Genomic DNA, 13,257 nt, shown 5'->3' with positions numbered 1-13,257 from the left:
CCCGGCGGAGTGAGGAGCTTGACGAAGCCTGTCGCCGACCCGTCGGCGATGGCGCGATCAAGGTCGTCGATCCCATAGCGCGTTACCTCGTGAGCAATTCCCTTTTCCTTGGCCTCGGATTCCGAAAGCCCGACGCGGGCGACCTCGGGGTCGGTGAATGTGGCCCATGGAATGACCCGGTAATCGACCCTGAATCGGCGCAATGCGCCGAAAAGCGCATTGATGGAGGCGAACCAGGCCTGATGCGCCGCGGTGTGGGTGAATTGGTAGGGGCCCGCCACGTCGCCCGCCGCATAGATGTTCGGAAAGCGGGTTTCGAGCCATTCGTTCGTTTCTATCACCTTGCCGGCCGGAATGCCGAGCTCCTCGAGCCCGTAGCCGGTCAGCCGTGCCGCGCGGCCCACGGCAATGATGAGATCGTCGAAGCCGATCCTGCGGTGCTCTCCATTCGCCTCGACTTCGATCCACTTCTCGCCCCCGGTCACGCCGCAGGCAAGGGCGCGGTGCGAGGTGAGGATTGCCACTCCGTCGAACGCCAGCGCCGCGCGGACGGTTTCCGCCACGTCTTCGTCCTCACGCATCAGCAGGCGGGGAAGCATCTCCACTTGCGTTACCTCGGAGCCCAGCCGCGCAAAGCTCTGCGCCAGTTCGCAGCCGATCGGCCCGCCGCCCAGAACGACGAGCCGTCGCGGAGCGCGCTCACGCCGGGCCATCTCCTCCCAGAGCGTGTCCGAGGTCAGGTAGCCCACGGTTTCGAGGCCGGGCAGCCCCGGCACGAAGGGCGCGGCGCCCGTGGCAAGAATGATGGCACGTGTGGTCAGGCGGTCCTGCCGCCCGTCATCGCGGGAAATCTCGACCGTCCAGGGATCGACGAGCCGCGCGTGACCCTTGATGACCTCGGCGCCGAGCCGCTCGTAGCGTTCCGCGGAATCATGGGGCTCGATGGCGCCAATGACGTCGCGAATGCGGGCGAATATCTGCGGGAAAGAAATGCCTGGCGCTACAGGGTCGAGCCCGTACCGGTCCGCGTGTCGCATCTGATGGGCGAGCTTGGCCGACCGGATCAGCGCCTTGGACGGAACGCAGCCAAAGTTCAGGCAATCGCCGCCCATCCTGTTTGCCTCCACGATGGTAACCTTCGCCTTCACCGCCGCCGCGATATAGGTCGCGACGAGCCCTGCCGATCCCGCGCCGATCACTATGAGGTTCCGGTCGAACCGGGCGGGCTGGCGGTAGCCGGAATAGGACCTGCGCCGCCGGATGATCCCCACGACGAGCTTCGCAACCCAGGGAAAAAGTCCCAGAAGCGCGAAGGAAAGCAGAATCGGCGCGGAAACTATGCCCGTAAGACTTTCGAGTTCGCCGAGCCGCGTGCCGGCGTTCACGTAGACCGACGTGCCGGCGAGCATCCCGACCTGGCTGACGAGGTAGAAGGTGAGGGTGCGGATCGGCGTGAGCCCCATGAGCAGGTTCACGGCGAAGAACGGCACGACGGGGATCAGCCGCAGGGTGAAGAGAAAGAAGGCACCGTCGCGTGCGATTCCGTCGTCGATCGCCCTGAGCCGGTCGCCGAACCGGTCATGCACCCAGTCGCGAAGCAGGTACCGCGCCGTCAGGAACGCCAGCGTCGCGCCGAGGCTCGAGGCGAATGACACCAGGACTAGGGCCGTGCCGAACCCGAAGAGCGCCCCCGCAGCCAGCGTCATCCAGACCGCAACCGGCAATGACAGGGCCGTCACGACGACATAGGCCGCGAAGAATCCGGCGCCGACGGCCAAGGGCCGTTGCATGTGCCAGGCGTGCAGATCCTCCATCCGCGCACCAAGCGAGTCGAGGTCCAAGGGATAGCGGCCGATGACTGCGATGAGCGCCACGACGGCCAGCACAAGTCCGGCAAAGAGCAATGGCTTTCGCATCAGGCACGTTCCTTCCTGCCCGACGGACACGGAAACCGCAGGAATTCGCGGTACTAACCGGCTGCCGGACTGCCCGCCGTTTGTGCACTGAAGGCGCGGGGTCGGCCAAGTGCATTACAAGCATGTCCTTGTCTCGTGATGATCCGTGAGGAGGACACATGGAAGGGGCGCCCGTTGCAGGGCGCCCTTCGCGAGAGACCCGACGTTGAAGGAAACGGCGGCCCGCACTTTCGCGACCCGCATGCTTCCTCGACGCGAAGCGCCTATTGCTGAATCGATTCCAGGTACATCGCCAGCGACAGTACGCGACCGCGGACCTCCAGCACCGATCCGTAGGGATTGTTCGGGCCTGGCTCGGTTGATGCGAAGACGCGGCCGAAGACGGGCATGGCGCCGCCATGGGCCCGGACGCCCGTGCGCCCGTCGATGACATGGATCACTTTCAGCATCGGGAATTCACCGTCATTACCCTGCGACAGGAGTGTCAGGTTCGGCGAGGGAACGGTCATCAGATTGGCCATGTCGCCGTCGCCCTTGCCGCTTGCGCCGTGGCAGGCGGCACAATAGTCAGCGTAGAGTCCTGCGCCGACGTCGGCATCCTGTGCCGACGCGATGCCCGCTGCCGCAAGTCCGAAGACCGCACCTGCGGCGATTGCTTTCGTGAAGTCCATCATTGCCTTCCTCCCATGAATGCGTCTCCGCGAGAGAAGAGTAGCGTGCATCGGTGCCGGCCGGACTGATCCGGATCACTCCCGGCGGGATCAGGCCAGAAGCATGCGGCCGTCGTGTCCGCGTACGGCGGCGTCGACGATCCGGCCCTCGGCCTGGTCGGTTGCGAAGGCGACTTCGGTGAAGGTCTCGGTACGCCCCATCCGGGGACCCTCGGTCAGGACGCGGTGCACCCTGCCGACCTCGGCCGCCAGATGCCGGGTCAGCGCGGCTTCGCCCGCCGCCCGAAGCCGCGCCGCACGCTCGCGGATGGCAGGGCCGCTCACCTGCGGCATCCGCGCCGCCGGCGTGCCCTTGCGGGGGCTGAACGGAAAGACGTGCAGGAACGTCAGGCCGCATTCGTCCACCAGCCCGAGCGAGTTCTCGAACATCGCCTCGGTCTCGGTCGGGAAGCCGGCGATGATGTCGGCGCCGAAGACGATGCCAGGCCGGAGCCGCCGCGCCTCATCGCAGAACCGGATCGCATCGACCCTGAGATGCCGCCGTTTCATCCGCTTCAGGATCAGGTCGTCGCCGTGCTGGAGCGACAGGTGCAGATGCGGCATGAGCCTCGGCTCGGTCGCGATGGCCCGCATGAGGTTCTCATCCGCCTCGATCGAGTCGATGGACGAAATCCGCAGCCGCGCGAGGTCGGGGACCAGCCGCAGGATTCGCATGACGAGATCGCCGAGCTGCGGTGCGCCCGGCAGGTCGGCCCCCCAGGAGGTCAGGTCCACGCCCGTCAGGACGACCTCGAGAAAGCCGCGGTCCACCAGCCGCTTGATCTGATCCACCACAACCCCCGCCGGGACGGAGCGGGAGTTGCCCCGGCCGAAGGGAATGATGCAGAAGGTGCAGCGGTGATCGCAACCGTTCTGGACCTGCACATAGGCTCTGTGGCGGCCGAATCCGTCGATCAGGTGCCCCGCCGTTTCGCGCACCGACATGATGTCATCGACCATCACGCGCTCGGTGGCGCCGATGAGGTCGGGCGCCTTCAGCGCTGCCCAGGTCTCTGCCCTCATCTTCTCGGCGTTACCGATCACGCGTGTCACTTCGGGCATAGCGGCGAATGTCCCGGGCTCCACCTGCGCGGCGCAGCCGGTGACGATCAGTGGCGCCTCGGGGTGGTCACGCCGGAGGCGGCGGATCTCCTGCTTCGCCTTGCGGACGGCCTCGGCCGTGACGGCGCAGGTGTTCACCACGACCGCCCCTTCAAGCCCGGCGGCGGCGGCGAGTTCCCTCATTGCCTCGGTCTCGTAGGCGTTGAGCCGGCAGCCGAGGGTTGAGAAGACAGGTGCGGTCATGCGTTCTGGGCGATAAAGGCGGGCGTCAGCACGCCGTCGAAGACATGGGCGGTCGGGCCGGCCATCCAGACGCCATCATCGCGCCAGTCGATCTCGAGCGTGCCGCCGTCAAGGTCAAGCGTCACCTGCCGGCTTGTCAGCCCGCGCAGATGCGCGGCAACGGCTGTTGCACAAGCCCCCGACCCGCAGGCGAGCGTGACGCCCGTGCCGCGTTCCCAGACGCGCATCCTCAGCCGGTCGGCTGCCGTAACGGTCGCGTACTCGACGTTCGTTGCCTTCGGGAAGAGCGGGTGATGCTCGACCGTCGCGCCCTCGCGCTCGAGATCGACCGCCTCCGCGTCCGGCACGAAGAAGACGCAATGGGGGTTTCCCATGCCGACCGCGACGGGATCACCGGACAGGGGCAGGTGCATCAGGTCCGCTTCCGCGGCGAGCGGAACGCCCTGCCAGTCGAGGATCGGATCGCCCATGTTGACGCTGATGAGCCCGTCCTGCCGCCGCACTGCTGCGAGCCTCCCGCGTTCGGTCGTGAAGGTCACGGCGCCGCGCTGCAGCACGCCCATCATGTAGTCGGCGACGCAGCGCGAGGCATTGCCACAGGCCCCGGCCCGGCTGCCGTCCGCGTTCCAGAAGTCGAGCGCGTAGTCGGCACCCTCTGCCTCGCGGATTTCGGCGAGCTGGTCAAAGCCTACGCCCCGGTGCCTGTCCCCGAGCGCCGCGGCGAGCCGGGCGGTGGCTACAGATTGCCGCCCCCGTGAATCGATGACCACGAAGTCATTGCCTGCGCCATGCATCTTCATGAACGGCAGGCCGGCTGAGGCGCGCGCATCCTTCATGCCGCGCCCTATACGCGCGAGCCGGGGATTTTGCCAGTGCCGCCTGCTTTTGCACTTGACCGGCCCCGGCCGGGTTCATAAAGAGGCGCCCTGTGATGGGCCCGTAGCTCAGTTGGTAGAGCAACTGACTTTTAATCAGTGGGTCACAGGTTCGAATCCTGTCGGGCTCACCACCTTTGTCAAATACTTGCGTCGTCTCCCGGATTCGCTCGCTGTCACGCCAGCGGTTCGGGTTGCGCGCGGGTGTCGTGACTTCGTCGACTGGGTGAGCTGACTCGCCAGCTGCCAGTGCCGGGCCAGAGGTGTCTCGGGGAAACAAGTGCCAATCTCGTTACAGGCGCAGCCTACCCACGATTTTGTCCCGGCTTCGCCGACTGGGCGAGGAGAGAGGATAGCTTCCCAGAGGCTTGGTGGGGAACGCGATGCGAGAGTAAGCGTTCAGCCATGGCCGCGTAGCCAAGCGAACTCTGCCTCCGGCAAACCCGGCGCGGTCCGAAATTCCGCTTCCCGCCCTCGCCACCTCACTCCAGCCGGCGCGCCTCGTCCACCAGCATCACCGGAATGCCGTCCCGGATCGGATAGGCGAGTTTCGCGGGTCTCGAGACGAGCTCCTGGCGCGCGGCGTCGTAGCTGAGCGGCGCCTGGGTCAGGGGGCAGACGAGTGCCTCAAGCATTCGCCGGTCTGGCATGATTCCCTCCGTCATTGCACCACCTCCTCGCCGCCGGAGCGCAGCGCGAATTCCATCAGCGTCACCAGCGTTTCGCGCCGGGTCTGGAGCGAGGGCGCCTCCAGAAGCGCCTGCTTGTCCTCGGGTTCGAAGGGGCAAAGCATGGCGAGCGAGTTGACGAGAAGCTCGTCCCCCGCCTCGCGCAGGCTTTCCCAGTCGGTCGAGAGTTGCTCGGCATCGAAGTAGCGGCGCAGCAGCTTCAGGAAGCCCTCGCGGGCGAAGCCGGGGTCTTCCTCCGGCCCGCCGCGGTCACGCTCGAACCCGTTCCAGCGGACCTCGGCGGCGAGATAGGGCGCGAATCCCGAGATCTCGCGCATGAGGCGGAAGCGCGAGACACCGGTGAGGGTGATCATGTAGCGACCGTCGTCGGTTTCCGAGAACCCGGTGACGCGGCCGGCGGAGCCGATGGCGGCGAGGCGCGGCTGGCCGTCCGGGCCCGGCCGCGGCTGGATCATGCCGATGAGCCGGTGCGGCGTCTTCAGCACATCCTCGAGCATGGCGAGGTAGCGCGGCTCGAAAATCTGCAGCGGCAGGCGCGCGCGCGGCAGGAGAAGCGCCCCCGGCAGGGGAAAGAGCGGGATCTTGTCCGGCAGGTCGCCCTTGAGCCTCATGACCGTGATCCTGATCTGCGCGTCACCGTCCGCAAGGCGGCCGGATCAGGCGAAGAGAAGCGAGGAGAGCTTGCGCCGGCCCTTCAGCACGATCGGGTCGTTGGGCTTCAGCGCGTCGAAGATGGTGAAGAGCTGCTTTCTGGCCGCACCGTCGTTCCAGTCGCGGTCGCGGCGGAAGAGTTCCAGAAGCTCCTCGACGGCGCCCTCGACCTTGCCCGCGGCATGGAGCGCGAGCGCGAGGTCGAAGCGGGCCTGATGGTCGTCGGGGTGCGCCAGAACGCGGTCGAGCAGTTCCGCGACGGGGCCGGCGCTGGCCGCCTGGCGGGACAGCGCCAGTTGGGCCCGGGCCGCTTCCACCTCGGCCGAGCCGGCGATGGCGGCGGGCGCGGCGGCCAGCAGGCCTTCGGCCTGGTCGGTCTGGCCGAGAGCGAGATGGGCGCGCACGAGCCCGCCGTAGGCGCGGGCGTTCTCAGGCTCTTCTCCGAGGATCGCGGCGAAGGTCTCCGCGGCGTCCACGGCTGCACCCTGGGCGAGCATCTCCTCGGCCGCGTCGAGCGCCTCGCCGAGGCCGCCGTCGCCGGCAAGGCCCGCGAGCTTCTCGACGAAGGTCTTGATCTGCGACGGCGGAATCGCGCCCTGGAAGCCGTCCACGGGCTTGCCCTGCCAGAAGGCATAGACCGTCGGGATCGACTGGATGCGGAGTTGCGCCGCGATCGTCTGGTTCTCGTCAACGTTGACCTTGGCCATGCGGACCTTGCCGCGCGCGGCCTGGACTGCGGATTCGAGCGCGGGGCCGAGGGTCTTGCAGGGGCCGCACCACGGCGCCCAGAAGTCGACGATGACGGGAACCTCGCGGCTCGCCTCGATCACCTCCGTCATGAAGTCCGCTTCGGTCACGTCGCGGACGAGGTCGCCGGCGGTCGCGCCGGTCTTCTGGTCGAATTCGAGCATGTCTGCCCCCTTGAGTGGCTGGTTGCCCCCTATATGCGCGCGATGACCGCGAAGGCCAAGGGGGGGTGCGGCCCAGGCGCGCGATCCGCTCAGTCGTAGAACGGCGTCACGTCGGCGACGATCACCGCGTTCTCGGCCAGGGCCCGGTCCATGAGCGCACGCTCGTCGGGCCCGACCTCGTGGCCCCCGGCCTCGCGTTCCTCGGCGGTGCCGTAGCCGGTGACGTCGAGCGGCGCCATGTCGGCCTGCTTCAGAATCGCCACAGTCTCGCGCACGGCCTCGTCCTCGTCCACGCCGGTGGCATAGACCATGAGCGCGGCGCCGGTGGCCTTGGCGGGAAGGCCGTCGCCGGCACTGCGCCCGACCTCGACGAGAAGGGTGTAGACCCGTTGCGGGCGCCTCGGCAGTTCGGCCATGATCTCAACCGCCGTCCGCGACGAGCCCGGCGGCAGCGATGCCGGCCGATGCGGCGGCCTCGTCGTTGTCCGAGGTGTCGCCCGAGACGCCCACCGCGCCGATCAGCGCGCCATCGGCGGCGCGGATCAGCACGCCGCCCGCGACCGGGACCATCTCTCCGCCCACAGCATGGACGGCGCCGGCGAAGAAATGCGGCCGTTCGATCGCCATCTGGCCGATGGCGCGCGAGCCGAGGCCCAGCGCAACCGCGCCCCTCGCCTTGCCGAGGGCGATTTCGAAGCGCTTCAGGCTGGTGCCGTCCTCGCTGGCCGCCGCGACGACGGCGCCGCGCGCGTCAAGGACGACGATGCTGAGTGCCTTGAAACCGCTGGTCCGCGCATGGCCAAGCGCGGCCGTCGCGATGGTCTGTGCCTTCGCCAGTGTCAGTGCGGTCATGGCCTGCCCCCTCAGTCCCTGAGAAGTTCGTTGATCGAGGTCTTGGAACGGGTCTGCGCGTCGACCCGCTTCACGATGACGGCGCAGTAGAGGTGGACGCCGTTCTTCGAGGGCATGGAGCCCGCGACCACGACCGAGCCCGCGGGAACCTCGCCATACATCACCTCGCCGGAGTCGCGGTCCACGATCTTGGTGGACTTGCCGATGAAGACACCCATGCCGAGAACGGAGCCCTCGCGGACGATGCACCCCTCGACGACTTCCGACCGAGCGCCGATGAAGCAGTTGTCCTCGATGATCGTCGGGCCGGCCTGCATAGGCTCCAGAACGCCGCCGATGCCGACGCCGCCGGAAAGGTGGACGTTCTTGCCGATCTGGGCGCAGGAACCGACGGTGGCCCAGGTATCGACCATCGTGCCCGAGTCGACATGGGCGCCGAGGTTGACGAAAGAGGGCATCAGCACCACGCCCGGCGCGATGTAGGCCGATTTCCTCACGATGCAGTTCGGCACGGCGCGGAATCCCGCGGCCTTCCACTCGGCGTCGCCCCAGCCGGCGAACTTCGAATCCACCTTGTCCCACCACGAGCCGCCCTGCGGGCCGCCTGCCTGCTGGGCCATGTCCTTCAGGCGGAAGCCGAGAAGGACCGCCTTCTTCGCCCACTGGTTCACGTGCCACCGGCCATCCGGCTGCCTCTCGGCCACGCGCAGCCGGCCGCTGTCGAGCGCCGCGAGCGTCGCGCCGATTGCCTCGCGCGCCTCGCCCTTCGTCGCGGGCGTGATCGTGTCGCGCGCCTCCCAGGCGGATTCGATGGCGGCTTCGAGTTCGGCGTGCTGCATCCGGCGGTCCCCCCTGACGGTCCTGCGACCCCTGCCCTATAGGGCGCGGGGGCGCAGGAGGCAATCGTGCGTCCCCGCGTCACAGTTTCGCCATTGCGCGCTGCGATGCTGGCCGAAAAGCCCCGGGCGCGCTACTTCTGGGGCATGCAGAGAGCAGGACGACATATGAAAGACGACGCGAGGAGCCATCCGTTCCGCGACAGCCATGACGACGTGGAGACCTTCGCGCGCATCCCGGATACGGCCCAGACCCGCGCGCCGGCCTACCGGCTGGCCTTCACCGATGCCGATTTCATGATGCGCGAGGAGCTGAGGCCGGTACGGCTGCAGCTCGAACTTCTGAAGCCGCAGATGATCATGGACGAGCGGGGCATCGAATCGACCATCGTGCTGATGGGGAGCGCGCGCATCCCCGATCCGAGTGGCACCGCGGCGCAGACCGAGCCGCCGCTGATCGAGACCGCGGCAGGAGCGCAGACCGACGCCGCGCGCGGCGCGGTGGGCCTGGCACGCTGGTACGAGGAGGCGCGCAAGCTCGCGCGTCTGATGACCGAACGGAGCCTTGAGAGCTACGGCCGCGAGAACGTCATCGTCACCGGCGGCGGCCCCGGCATCATGGAGGCCGGCAACCGCGGCGCGGCAGATGCCGGCGGCCATTCGATCGGCCTCAACATCGTGCTGCCGCATGAACAGGCGCCGAACGCATATGTGACGCCCGACCTCTGCTTCAACTTCCACTACTTCGCGATCCGCAAGATGCATTTCCTCATGCGCGCGCGGGCGATCTGCATCTTCCCCGGCGGCTTCGGCACCTTCGACGAGATGTTCGAGAGCCTGACGCTGATCCAGACCGGGCGGATGCGACCGGTGCCCTTCCTGCTCTTCGGGCGCGACTTCTGGGAGCGGGTGATCAACTGGCAGGCGCTCGCCGACGCCGGCACGATCTCGGCCGAGGACCTGACGCTCTTCCGCTATGTCGAGACGGCCGAGGAGGCGGCGGCGATCATCGACGCCTTCGAGCCGGCCTGCTGACGGGCCGGGTTTCCGACGGGCCGGGTCAGACGCGAGCCTGCGCCCTCCGTGGCGCCGCATGCATGACGATCCGGTCGCAGGCGTCGCGAAAGCGCGTGTCATCGACGGTCAGCGCGACGCGGACCCAACCGACGAGCGTTGCGCCGAAGGAGGTGCCCGGCATCACCGCCACACCGGTGAGGCCGAGCAGGTCCATCGCATAGGCCGTGTCGTCCATGCCGGTGGTCGTGACATCGACGAGCGCGAACATCCCGGCCTCGGGGCGGTGCACCCGCAGTCGCGTCTCCTGAGCGAGCCGGTCGGCCAGGTAGCGCGCACGGGCGGCGAAGCGCGCCCGCATTCCGGCGGCGACGGCAGAGGGCCGCGCGACGGCAGCGGCGGTCGCATCGGCGATGAAGGGCTGGTTGCCGAAGAGCATCGTCTCGGAGAGCGGCAGCAGCCGTTCCGCGCAGTCGGCCGAGGCCACCGCCCAGCCGGAGCGGAAGCCGGGCGCGGCGTGGGATTTGGAGATCGAGGACACGACGACGGCGCGGTCTGCGAGTTCTGACCGGTCGAACGGCGAGGCGAAGGAAACGCCGTCGAAGACGAGTTCCTCATAGACCTCGTCCGTGACGATCCAGAGGCCATGCGCGCGGGCCACCTCGCCGATGGCGGCGAGGTCGGCGGGGCCGAGGACCGCCCCCGTGGGATTGTGCGGCGTGTTGAGAAGGATCGCGCGCGCCTTCGGCGTCACCCTTGCGGCGAGGTCATCGGCCGAAAGCCGGAAGCCGTTCGCGGGGCGCAGCGGCACCGGCACCGGCACGGCACCGCCCGCGCGGATCACGGCCTCGTAGGTCGCATACATGGGGTCGCCGACAAGCACTTCCGCCCCCGGCTCGGCCAGCCCCATGAGGACGGCGTAGAGCGCGGTCTGGGTGCCGGGGAAGCAGAGGACCTGATCGGGCGAGACCGCACGGCCCGCCCGGGCGGTGTAGCGGCGGGAGAGGGCCGCGCGCAGGCTGGGCTCGCCGCGGCCGGTGGAATACTGGGTGCGGCCTGCGCGCATGGCGGCGGCCGCGGCCTCCAGGATTTCCTCCGGCGCGGGCACGTCGGGATTGCCGATCGTCAGGTCGATGACGTCGCGGCCGCGCGCGGCGAGATCGACGGCCGCGTAGTGCACCGCCCATTTCGCCGAGCCGAGGGCGGCGAGACGGTCGAGTACGGGGGAGTATTTCATGCGCGGTCCTCCGCGAGATCGAGGCCGAGGAGGGCGCCCACGGAGACGAGTCCGATGGCCTCGATTTCGCCGGTAGTGAAGGCTTCCGGCAGCACCCCTGCTTCGAGCCAGAGCCCGTCGATGACGGCATTGCAGGCAATGGAGAGGCGGCGGAGCTCCGCCCGCCCGGCGATGCGCCCCGCCTCGGCGAGGGCCGCCGCGATCAGCCCCTGAAGCCGGTCGCGGTAGGCGAGGTAGGTCGCCTCGTGCGTCGCCCGCATCGCCGGGTCGCGGCGGACCATGTGCAGGAACGCGGCCCAGAGCGACACCGCGCGCGGATCGACGACGGGCGGCGTGACCGAGGCCGAAACGAAGCGGCGGAGCCGGTCTCGGGCGCTGCCGGGGCCGAGCGCCCGTTCGGAATCCGCGATCTGGCGGGCCATGTGCGCTTCGTAGGCGGCGTTCACCAGGTCCTCCTTCGAGGTGAAGTGATGGCGGATCATGCCTGGCGAAAGCCCTGCCGCCTCGGCGATGGCGCGCACGGTCGTCTCTGCCGGCCCGGCCTCTGCCATCAGATCAAGGACGGCACCGATCAGGTCGGCGCGCCGCGCCTGCGGCTCTTCGCGGGTGAACTTTCGGCGGGGGACGGCCATGACGGCTTGCGCTCCGATAAATTATACGAGCGTATTATTCATGGGCGGGCGCTGGCCGCAAGGGATTTCGGCTCTGGCCTCTGCCACGCGGTGCGGGCAATCTGGCATGTGAGAGACGGAGGCAGGGATGCAGAATACCGACCGTATATGGGAGATCGCGGAGCGCCACCGCGCGGACTTCACCGCGCTGGCCGACCGGGTCTTTGACACGCCCGAGGTCGCCTACACCGAGACCGAAAGCTGCGCGGCCCACACGGCGATGCTCGACACCATGGGCGCCCGGATCACCCGGGACCTCGCCGCCATCCCGACTGCGGTCATGGGAGAGTGGGGGACCGGCGGGCCGGTGATCGCCATCCTCGGCGAATACGACGCGCTGCCGGAACTCGGGCAGGAGCCGGGCGTGGCGGAAGAGCGCGCGCTCGGGCGGTTCGGCCATGGCTGCGGTCACAACCTCCTCGGCTCCGCGGCGCTGATGGCCGCCGTCGCGCTGCGCGACTGGCTTGCCGAGACAGGGACGCCCGGGCGGGTACGCTACTACGGCTGCCCGGCCGAAGAAGGTGGCGCGGCCAAGACCTTCATGGTGCGCGCAGGACTTTTCGACGATGTGGACGCGGCGATCAGCTGGCATCCGGCGGACTATACCGGCGTCTTCCACGCCAATTCTCTGGCCAACACGCGGATCGACTTCACCTTCCTCGGCAGGGCCGCGCATGCGGCCGGCGCGCCAGAGCTTGGCCGCTCGGCGCTCGACGCGGTGGAACTGATGAACGTGGGCGTGAACTACCTGCGCGAGCACATGCCGCCGGGCGCGCGGGTGCACTACGCCTATCTCGACGCCGGCGGACCCGCGCCGAACGTGGTGCCGGCGAAGGCAACGGTGCGCCATCTTGTCCGCACGAGGCGGCTGAAGGACCTGAACGCGCTCGTGGATCGGGTGCGCAAGATCGCCGAGGGCGCGGCGCTGATGACCGAGACGCGGGTCGAGGCGCGCGTCGTCTCCGCGGTGTCGGACCTTCTGGGCAACCGGGTTCTGGAAGAGGCGATGCAGGCGAACATGGAGCGTCTGGGTCCGGTGGATTTCGACGTCGCGGATGTGCCCTTCGCGGAGGCCATCCGTGCGACGCTGACCGAGGAGCATATCGCCGACACCTTTCGCCAGCTCGGAAGGCCGGTGGAGCGGGACTTGCCGCTCTGCGATTTTGTCGTGCCGCTCGAAGCGGGCGCCGGCGCCTCGCTCGGCTCGACCGATGTGGGCGACGTGAGCTGGGCGGTGCCGACGGTCCAGGCCTGGGTCGCCACCTGCGCGATCGGCACGCCGTTCCATTCCTGGCAGCTGACGGCGCAGGGAAAGATGCCGGCGGCGCACAAGGGCATGATCCATGCCGCGAAAGTCATGGCGGCGACGGGGCGAGATCTCTTCGCGCGGCAGGACCTTCTGGCCGCGGCCAAGGCCGAGCATGCGGCGCACCTTGCGCGTGAGCCATACTCCTGCCCCCTGCCGCCCGAGGTGAGCCCGCCGATCCCGCCGCGGGGCTAGCCCGCCACTCCGACGACCTTGCGCAAGCGCTCATGCGGGATGGCTGGGACGAAGTTGCCGTCGCGTCCCTCCATGTCCGCGTTGGCGAC

At 68.6% G+C, this 13,257-nt stretch carries 14 protein-coding genes and 1 tRNA gene; 3 read left to right on the top strand and 12 right to left on the bottom strand.

Annotated features, from left to right (window positions below):
- From ACMUOO_RS14305 to dapF, 4 genes are all read right to left on the bottom strand, one after another.
- Window positions 1-1,916: FAD-dependent oxidoreductase (locus ACMUOO_RS14305; protein WP_413855625.1), on the bottom strand; the 1,916-nt coding region annotated here is incomplete at its 3' end.
- 263 nt (window positions 1,917-2,179) lie between these two features.
- Window positions 2,180-2,587: a c-type cytochrome gene (locus ACMUOO_RS14300; protein ID WP_301919832.1), complete on the bottom strand. Its 408-nt coding sequence runs from the start codon at window positions 2,585-2,587 to the stop codon at window positions 2,180-2,182.
- 90 nt (window positions 2,588-2,677) lie between these two features.
- On the bottom strand, window positions 2,678-3,931 hold the full coding sequence (gene mtaB / locus ACMUOO_RS14295) for a tRNA (N(6)-L-threonylcarbamoyladenosine(37)-C(2))-methylthiotransferase MtaB (protein WP_301919833.1): 1,254 nt from the start codon (window positions 3,929-3,931) through the stop codon (window positions 2,678-2,680).
- Window positions 3,928-4,767: a diaminopimelate epimerase gene (gene dapF / locus ACMUOO_RS14290; protein WP_301919834.1), complete on the bottom strand. Its 840-nt coding sequence runs from the start codon at window positions 4,765-4,767 to the stop codon at window positions 3,928-3,930. The genes mtaB and dapF overlap by 4 nt, the downstream gene beginning before the upstream one ends.
- 97 nt (window positions 4,768-4,864) lie before the next feature.
- Here dapF and ACMUOO_RS14285 point away from each other — a divergent pair.
- A tRNA-Lys gene (locus tag ACMUOO_RS14285) sits at window positions 4,865-4,940 on the top strand.
- 348 nt (window positions 4,941-5,288) lie between these two features.
- Here ACMUOO_RS14285 and ACMUOO_RS14280 read toward each other — a convergent pair.
- From ACMUOO_RS14280 to dapD, 6 genes are all read right to left on the bottom strand, one after another.
- The gene (locus tag ACMUOO_RS14280) at window positions 5,289-5,471 is read right to left on the bottom strand and encodes a Trm112 family protein (protein ID WP_301919835.1); all 183 of its coding nucleotides are present in this window, start codon (window positions 5,469-5,471) and stop codon (window positions 5,289-5,291) included.
- Window positions 5,468-6,106 (bottom strand): LON peptidase substrate-binding domain-containing protein, encoded by a 639-nt coding sequence (locus tag ACMUOO_RS14275; protein WP_301919836.1) that lies wholly within the window; start codon window positions 6,104-6,106, stop codon window positions 5,468-5,470. Before ACMUOO_RS14275 ends, ACMUOO_RS14280 begins: the two co-directional genes overlap by 4 nt.
- 45 nt (window positions 6,107-6,151) lie before the next feature.
- Window positions 6,152-7,057, bottom strand: coding sequence for a thioredoxin (gene trxA / locus ACMUOO_RS14270; protein WP_301919837.1), 906 nt, complete (start codon window positions 7,055-7,057; stop codon window positions 6,152-6,154).
- Window positions 7,058-7,146: 89 nt separating this feature from the next.
- On the bottom strand, window positions 7,147-7,473 hold the full coding sequence (locus ACMUOO_RS14265) for a hypothetical protein (protein WP_301919838.1): 327 nt from the start codon (window positions 7,471-7,473) through the stop codon (window positions 7,147-7,149).
- A 4-nt stretch (window positions 7,474-7,477) separates the two neighbouring features.
- Window positions 7,478-7,909 (bottom strand): GlcG/HbpS family heme-binding protein, encoded by a 432-nt coding sequence (locus tag ACMUOO_RS14260; protein ID WP_301919839.1) that lies wholly within the window; start codon window positions 7,907-7,909, stop codon window positions 7,478-7,480.
- Between the two features lie 11 nt (window positions 7,910-7,920).
- Window positions 7,921-8,748: a 2,3,4,5-tetrahydropyridine-2,6-dicarboxylate N-succinyltransferase gene (dapD, locus tag ACMUOO_RS14255; RefSeq protein WP_301919840.1), complete on the bottom strand. Its 828-nt coding sequence runs from the start codon at window positions 8,746-8,748 to the stop codon at window positions 7,921-7,923.
- A 165-nt stretch (window positions 8,749-8,913) separates the two neighbouring features.
- Here dapD and ACMUOO_RS14250 point away from each other — a divergent pair, with 165 nt between their 5' ends.
- A complete protein-coding gene (locus tag ACMUOO_RS14250) occupies window positions 8,914-9,780 on the top strand; it encodes an LOG family protein (protein ID WP_301919841.1) in 867 nt (288 codons plus the stop codon).
- A 25-nt stretch (window positions 9,781-9,805) separates the two neighbouring features.
- On the opposite strand, the gene ACMUOO_RS14245 is transcribed toward ACMUOO_RS14250, so the two are convergent.
- Both ACMUOO_RS14245 and ACMUOO_RS14240 read right to left on the bottom strand, forming a co-directional pair.
- Window positions 9,806-10,996 (bottom strand): pyridoxal phosphate-dependent aminotransferase, encoded by a 1,191-nt coding sequence (locus ACMUOO_RS14245; RefSeq protein WP_301919842.1) that lies wholly within the window; start codon window positions 10,994-10,996, stop codon window positions 9,806-9,808.
- Window positions 10,993-11,628, bottom strand: coding sequence for a TetR/AcrR family transcriptional regulator (locus ACMUOO_RS14240; protein ID WP_301919843.1), 636 nt, complete (start codon window positions 11,626-11,628; stop codon window positions 10,993-10,995). Before ACMUOO_RS14240 ends, ACMUOO_RS14245 begins: the two co-directional genes overlap by 4 nt.
- Before the next feature lie 127 nt (window positions 11,629-11,755).
- Here ACMUOO_RS14240 and ACMUOO_RS14235 point away from each other — a divergent pair, with 127 nt between their 5' ends.
- Entirely contained in the window at window positions 11,756-13,168 is a 1,413-nt protein-coding gene (locus ACMUOO_RS14235; protein WP_301919844.1) for a M20 family metallopeptidase, read from the top strand.
- Window positions 13,169-13,257 lie beyond the last annotated feature (89 nt).

The sequence above is a fragment of the Albidovulum sp. genome (assembly GCF_041919395.1).
Lineage (GTDB): Bacteria > Pseudomonadota > Alphaproteobacteria > Rhodobacterales > Rhodobacteraceae > Albidovulum.
The sequence above is the reverse complement of the archived record's forward strand: the minus strand, read 5'-3'. Positions and strand labels throughout refer to the sequence as shown.

Bases quoted from the DNA above. Each gene is read 5' to 3' on its own strand.
- trxA (WP_301919837.1), bottom strand. From the start codon at position 7,057: ATGCTCGAATTCGACCAGAAGACCGGCGCGACCGCCGGCGACCTCGTC.
- ACMUOO_RS14245 (WP_301919842.1), bottom strand. From the start codon at position 10,996: ATGAAATACTCCCCCGTACTCGACCGTCTCGCCGCCCTCGGCTCGGCG.
- ACMUOO_RS14300 (WP_301919832.1), bottom strand. From the start codon at position 2,587: ATGGACTTCACGAAAGCAATCGCCGCAGGTGCGGTCTTCGGACTTGCG.
- ACMUOO_RS14265 (WP_301919838.1), bottom strand. From the start codon at position 7,473: ATGGCCGAACTGCCGAGGCGCCCGCAACGGGTCTACACCCTTCTCGTC.
- dapF (WP_301919834.1), bottom strand. From the start codon at position 4,767: ATGAAGGATGCGCGCGCCTCAGCCGGCCTGCCGTTCATGAAGATGCAT.
- ACMUOO_RS14260 (WP_301919839.1), bottom strand. From the start codon at position 7,909: ATGACCGCACTGACACTGGCGAAGGCACAGACCATCGCGACGGCCGCG.
- dapD (WP_301919840.1), bottom strand. From the start codon at position 8,748: ATGCAGCACGCCGAACTCGAAGCCGCCATCGAATCCGCCTGGGAGGCG.
- ACMUOO_RS14235 (WP_301919844.1), top strand. From the start codon at position 11,756: ATGCAGAATACCGACCGTATATGGGAGATCGCGGAGCGCCACCGCGCG.
- mtaB (WP_301919833.1), bottom strand. From the start codon at position 3,931: ATGACCGCACCTGTCTTCTCAACCCTCGGCTGCCGGCTCAACGCCTAC.
- ACMUOO_RS14280 (WP_301919835.1), bottom strand. From the start codon at position 5,471: ATGACGGAGGGAATCATGCCAGACCGGCGAATGCTTGAGGCACTCGTC.
- ACMUOO_RS14240 (WP_301919843.1), bottom strand. From the start codon at position 11,628: ATGGCCGTCCCCCGCCGAAAGTTCACCCGCGAAGAGCCGCAGGCGCGG.
- ACMUOO_RS14250 (WP_301919841.1), top strand. From the start codon at position 8,914: ATGAAAGACGACGCGAGGAGCCATCCGTTCCGCGACAGCCATGACGAC.
- ACMUOO_RS14275 (WP_301919836.1), bottom strand. From the start codon at position 6,106: ATGAGGCTCAAGGGCGACCTGCCGGACAAGATCCCGCTCTTTCCCCTG.